Raw genomic sequence first — 4,807 nt, forward strand, 5'->3', positions numbered from 1 at the left:
CCCGGCCGGGGACACGCCCGAGGACGCGACGAGCAGCGCCGCCGTCGCCGTCCGCGCGTACGAGTACGTGGACGTCCCGGGCGGGTCGGGCGCACCGCTCGGTGCCGCCGCGGTCGACGGCGTGGAGCCCACCTGGGACTCCGAGCGCTGGCGCGGATGGCTCGAGGGCCTGGTCACGGACTGACCCGGGGGTGGCGGCCGATCGTCGACGAAACATCGACGTCTGGTGCGACGATGTCCACCGAGACAGCAGTACTGTGTCGGGGAGCACCAGCCGTGCGCCGACCACGAACCGCACGATCAGCACACCGACGAGGAGCACCATCTGCAATGGCGGATTCCAACGACACCGTGACCATCGCGACCAGCGAGGGCGCGCCCGGCACGACCCTCCTGGGCATCGGCGCCTACCGTCCACGTCGCGTGGTGAGCAACGAGGAGATCTGCGAGACGATTGACTCGAGCTCCGAGTGGATCTACGAGCGCTCTGGGATCCTCAACCGCCGCGTGGCGGAGCCGGACGAGACGATCGTCTCCATGTCGAGCGAGGCCGCCAAGAAGGCCGTGGCCTCCGCCGGAATCGATCCGGAGCTCATCGACGCGGTGATCGTGTGCACCTCCACCAACTGGACGCAGGTGCCGCACGCGGCTCCGCAGGTGGCCACCGATCTCGGCCGCAACGGCATCGCCGCGTTCGACCTGACCGCCGGCTGCGCGGGGTTCGGCTACGGCCTGGCCGTGGCCACCACCATGATCCGCGGCGGCGGCGCCCGGTACGTCGTGGTGGTGGGCGTGGAGAAGATGACTGACGGCATCGACTTCTCCGACCGCAACACCGCCTTCATCTTCGGCGACGGCGCGGGCGCCGTGGTGGTGGGCCCGTCGGAGACCAACGACGTCAGCCCGGTGGTGTGGGGGTCCGACGGCGAGAAGGGCGACGCCATCCGCCAGACCAAGGACTTCAAGCAGTACGTGGACGAAGTCGATGCCTCCGCGGCCGCCGCGCGCGAGGAGGCCGTGCTCCAGCCCTACCTGGTCATGGACGGCTCCAAGGTGTTCCGCTGGGCCGCCGTGCAGGTATCCAAGGTGTGCGCGCAGACGCTGGAGACCGCGGGCGTGACCGCCGAGCAGATCCAGGCGTTCATCCCCCACCAGGCCAACGGGCGCATCAACTCGGCCATGGCCAAGCACCTCGGACTCCCCGACTCGGTGGCTATCGCCAACGACATCGAGCAGACCGGCAACACCTCGGCGGCCTCGATCCCGCTGGCCATGGAGGCCATGCTGCGCGACGGCGAGGCCCAGCCGGGTCAGGTCGCCCTGTGCATCGGCTTCGGCGCGGGACTGTCCTACGCCGGCCAGGTCGTGCGCCTGCCCGCCGCACCGCCCGTCGACTGACGGCTCCTCGGCCTCAGGTCCGGTGCGTCCCGCGGCCCCGGTTCACCAGAACCGGGGCCGCGGACCTGTCTGATGGACGAGCGTTCATGAGAGAGTGATCTCATGCACACCTCACGTCTCCGTCGCGGCGCGGGCCCGGCGATCACCGGCGCCGTGGCGGCCGCCGCAACAGTCCTGCTGAGCTCCCTCGTCTCCCCTGTCGTGGCCGGATCGACCCCGGCGATCCCCGCCGCTCCCCCGTCGACCGGCTCCACGATCGAGCAGGCAGGCGGCTCCACGCAGACGCTTGGGCAGAACATCGCAGGTCAGATCAGTGGCGAGGGCCTCGGCCCGTCCGTCTACGCCGGCACCGGAACCGGTCCGGCTCGCTACGTGGCGCTGGGCGATTCGTACGCCGCCGTCGGCCGGGTGGCACCGGGATCATGGGGCGCCGGGCCCGTCGCGTGCGTGCGGACCGACGACGCCTATCCCACGGTCGTGGCCCGCGAGCTCGGTGTGGGGACGTTCATCAACGCCAGCTGCGGCGGAGCCACCGCCGACGACTTCCTCGAGCCCGCGCGCAACGGCGCGCCGCCCCAGCTCGATGCCCTCGACGCGCGGACCGACCTCGTCACCATGACCATCGGTGGCAACGACGTGGGGTTCGCCGCGGTGATCGTGGCCTGCGCCCTCCGGCCCAACACCGCCCCCGAGTTCCTGCCGATGGTGGACTCGGTGACCGCGCGACTCGCCGAGGGCTTCGACGCCACCGCCGGGTGCTCCGACGTGATCGACCGCCAGGCCGCTCAGGCCCTCGAGGAGCTCGACGGACGGATGGACTCGGTGTACGCCGAGATCGCCCGGCGCTCCCCCGACGCCCGCGTGGTGACCGTCGGATACCTCTCCGCGATCCCGGACGACCGCACCCTGCTCGCCTCGCCCGACTGCGCACCGTTCATCGCGATCCCCGAGGCCGAACGGGACAAGGTCCGCGGATTCCAGGAGAGCGTCAACCGGGTGGTCCGCGACGCGGCTCAGCGCAACGGGGCGACCGTCGTGATCCCCGACGAGCCCGGACACTCGATGTGCACGCCCCCGGAGACCCGGTGGGTCGACTTCACCGGCCTGCAGACCTCCTCGGTGCCCGTCCATCCCACGTCCGCCGGGCACGCTCATGTGGCCGGTCGGGTGCTGTCGGCACTCTCGCGATAGCGCCGACACCGGCCCACAAGAATAGAATTTGCTTAGTTGCCACAACTACCAACGGTGGGGATCGGGGATTGCAGACTGCGGTCATGTTCACTCCCCTACCCCGCCGCTCCGCCGGCGCACGCACCCTCACCACGACCCTCGCGCTGGCAGCCTCCCTCGCGCTGGCCGCCGCGCCCGTCGCGGCCGCGCAGTCGACCACCCAGACGGACGGCACGGTCGCCGTCGGCTCCCTCGGGTCCACGGCCGGGACCCCTGCCGGCGTCCGGGTCGCTCGGTGCCCTCGCCCAGCCCGCCTACGCGGACTACGTGGCCCTGGGCGACTCGTACGCGGCCTTCGGCGACCAGTCCGAGTTGGCCGACGGCGCCACCGCTCAGGCGTGCGGACGCAGCGTGACCAACTACGCCAACGTCCTCGACCCCAACCCCGCCGTGGGAGAGCTCACCGACGCCACTTGCGGGGGAGCCCAGATCCCCGATCTCACCGTGTCACAGCGCTCGGGCGTCCCGCCGCAGTTCGACGCGCTGGACCCGAGCACCGACCTGGTCACGCTGTCGATCGGCGGCAACGACGTCGGCTTCGGCACGATCGTCGCCTGCATCACCAAGCAGGGGCCGTTCGCCACCGTGCCGAACTGCCAGGCTGCGATCGGCACCACCATCGCGGCCGGCATCGAGGAGACCTTCGGCGAGGGCGGCGAGATCGACGACGTCTACGCGGCGATCGCGGACCGTGCGCCGGGCGCCACGGTGGTGGCCACCCAGTACCTTCCGCTCATGCCGGCCGAGGGCGGGAGCTGCACGTTCACCAACCAGCTCAACCCCGCCGACGTGCAGTGGGCCCGCGAGGTGGCCGAGGCCATCAACGACGCGGTCGACGCCGCCGCCCGGCGCAACGGCCACGTCTCGGTGCTGCCCACCTCCGACGTCGACCGCAGCGCCTGCGCGCCGGCGGACCAGCGCTGGACCGACTTCCTCGGGGGCGCACCGACCAACGCGGCCGCGTTCCACCCCACCGCCCTCGGCCAGCAGGCCATGGCCGACGCCATCGCCGCGGCGATCTGACACCGCTACTCCCGGCGCCCCCGCTACTCCCGACACAGCCGCCCCCGGCGATGAACGCCGGCGTGAACTGAGGCTCGCGCGCGTGTTCATCGCCGGGGGCGGCTGTGTGTCAGCTCATCCCTCGAACAACCCCTGTCCGACGTAGCCGCCCTCTGGCGCGCCGGGCGGGAGCGCGAACACCGCCGACCCGATCGGGATAGTCCATGTGTTGAGCGCGTCCTGCTCGGCGAGCCGCTGCTGGACCGGGATGTAGGTGCGCACCGGGTCGGCCTGGTACGCGGTGAAGATCAGGCCGCTGTCGCTGATCCGGCCCGGCTCCGGCGGGTCGTCGTAGTTGTACGGCCGCCGGAGCATGGCCTCACCACGATCGCGCTGCCGGGCCCGGGCCATGTGCGACTCCGGCGGGATCACCGGCAGACCGACGTCGTCAACGGCCTCGAAGTCGGCCGGGTCGTGCTCGTCGACCCCGGTCAGCGGCGCACCGGACTCGATCCGCCGGCCCATGCTCAGCTCGCGGGAGGTGCGGTCGATCTCCTCCCACGTGTCCATGGTCATGCGGATGCGGCGCAGCACCAGCGAGGACCCGCCCCGCATCCACCGCTGGGTCTGCCCGTCCGCGGACCTGCCGTCGGAGAACAGGACCCGGTCGAAGTCCACGTCGTCGGGCCCGGGGTTCACGGTTCCGTCGATCTGACCGAACAGGTTCCGCTGCGTGCGGCCGGTCGGGTCGGTGCCCACGGCCTTGCGGAACCCCCGCTGCGCCCACTTCTGCTCGGCCACGCCTCGCACACCGGACGCGAGGATCCGGGCGGCGTGCGAGACGACGAGCGGGTCGTCGGCGCAGATCTGGAGCAGCAGATCGCCTCCCGACCACCGGTCCTCGAGCTGGTCGATCTGCGGGAACGCCGGCAACTGCCGTAACCACGACGGCCGCTTCTCCGGCATGCGGACCGCGTCGAACAGCCCCGGACCGAACCCGATGGTGACCGTCAACCGCGCCGGGTCCCGGGCGAGTTCGGGTTCGAGGTCGGCCAGTCCGCCGCGGCCGGAGGTGAGCCGGGCGGCGTCCTGTGACCACGCCCGCAGGACACCCTGGACCTCGGCGCGGGTGGCCCCCGCCGCGAGGTCGAACCCGAGGAAGGCGGCGTGCGCCTGC

At 71.9% G+C, this 4,807-nt stretch carries 4 protein-coding genes and 1 pseudogene; 4 read left to right on the plus strand and 1 reads right to left on the minus strand.

Features of this window, described 5'->3' with window-relative positions:
- The 4 genes and pseudogenes from G6017_RS00170 to G6017_RS00185 form a co-directional block, all read left to right on the plus strand.
- Nucleotides 1-184: pseudogene (locus G6017_RS00170) on the plus strand (SRPBCC family protein); the annotation flags it as partial.
- 146 nt (nucleotides 185-330) lie between these two features.
- A complete protein-coding gene (locus G6017_RS00175; RefSeq protein WP_182611095.1) occupies nucleotides 331-1,398 on the plus strand; it encodes a beta-ketoacyl-ACP synthase III in 1,068 nt (355 codons plus the stop codon).
- Nucleotides 1,399-1,500: 102 nt separating this feature from the next.
- Nucleotides 1,501-2,589 (plus strand): SGNH/GDSL hydrolase family protein, encoded by a 1,089-nt coding sequence (locus G6017_RS00180; RefSeq protein WP_182615314.1) that lies wholly within the window; start codon nucleotides 1,501-1,503, stop codon nucleotides 2,587-2,589.
- A 306-nt stretch (nucleotides 2,590-2,895) separates the two neighbouring features.
- A complete protein-coding gene (locus G6017_RS00185) occupies nucleotides 2,896-3,651 on the plus strand; it encodes a GDSL-type esterase/lipase family protein (RefSeq protein WP_182615316.1) in 756 nt (251 codons plus the stop codon).
- Between the two features lie 114 nt (nucleotides 3,652-3,765).
- On the opposite strand, the gene G6017_RS00190 is transcribed toward G6017_RS00185, so the two are convergent.
- Nucleotides 3,766-4,807 (minus strand): Dyp-type peroxidase (locus tag G6017_RS00190; RefSeq protein ID WP_182615318.1); only part of this gene is annotated, 1,042 nt, incomplete at its 5' end.

This window comes from Dietzia sp. B44 (assembly GCF_014145245.1).
In the GTDB taxonomy this organism is placed as follows: Bacteria; Actinomycetota; Actinomycetes; order Mycobacteriales; family Mycobacteriaceae; genus Dietzia; species Dietzia natronolimnaea.

Excerpts from the sequence above, each read along its gene's own strand:
- G6017_RS00175 (WP_182611095.1), top strand. The coding sequence starts at position 331 with ATGGCGGATTCCAACGACACCGTGACCATCGCGACCAGCGAGGGCGCG.
- G6017_RS00180 (WP_182615314.1), top strand. The coding sequence starts at position 1,501 with ATGCACACCTCACGTCTCCGTCGCGGCGCGGGCCCGGCGATCACCGGC.